We start from the raw sequence: 504 nt of genomic DNA, 5'->3' as shown, positions 1-504 counted from the left end.
GCGCCCGCACGCCGCTCCCGGCCGCGCCCTGACCAGGATCCTGCCTGCGCGGGCCGCGCCCGGCATGGCCGGCGCAGCCGCGCCCGCGCCCCACTCCCTGTCCGCCGGTCCGCGCCCCCGAGCGCGGCCGCCAGCCCCCGTTCGGGATCACAGCGATGCTCACCTCCCTCAGGCCGGCCGTGGCGCTCACGGCCTTGGCGCTCACGGCCTTGCCGCTGGCGGCCTGCGTGCCCACCGCCGCGCCGCACTGGCTCGTCGCCCCGGCCGATCCCGCCGTCGCCGTGCGCGCGCCGCGCTACTCCGCGGTCACCGCGGGCGTGGCGCGCTACGACGTGGTCGATCCCAAGGACTGGCGCGAGCTCAACCGCGCCGTGACGCCGAAGTCCGGCTCGGGCGGCATGGAGGGCATGGACCACTCCCGGATGCCCGGCATGAACATGCCCGGCATGGGCGGCAAGCGCGACACGGGAGGGCGGTGATGGGGCCCGCCTGTAACCAAACCCC

General features: G+C 77.6%; 1 protein-coding gene. It reads left to right on the top strand.

All coding sequences use genetic code 11. The annotated features are described in order from the left end of the window. Positions 1-155 precede the first annotated feature (155 nt). The gene (locus AX737_RS30870; RefSeq protein ID WP_063110945.1) at positions 156-479 is read left to right on the top strand and encodes a hypothetical protein; all 324 of its coding nucleotides are present in this window, start codon (positions 156-158) and stop codon (positions 477-479) included. The last annotated feature ends 25 nt before the right edge of the window (positions 480-504 follow it).

The organism is Methylobacterium sp. CCH5-D2 (assembly GCF_001556475.1).
GTDB classification, from domain to species: domain Bacteria; phylum Pseudomonadota; class Alphaproteobacteria; order Rhizobiales; family Beijerinckiaceae; genus Methylobacterium; species Methylobacterium hispanicum.
Note: the sequence above shows the minus strand (reverse complement) of the source record. Positions and strands in the feature narration are given on the sequence as shown.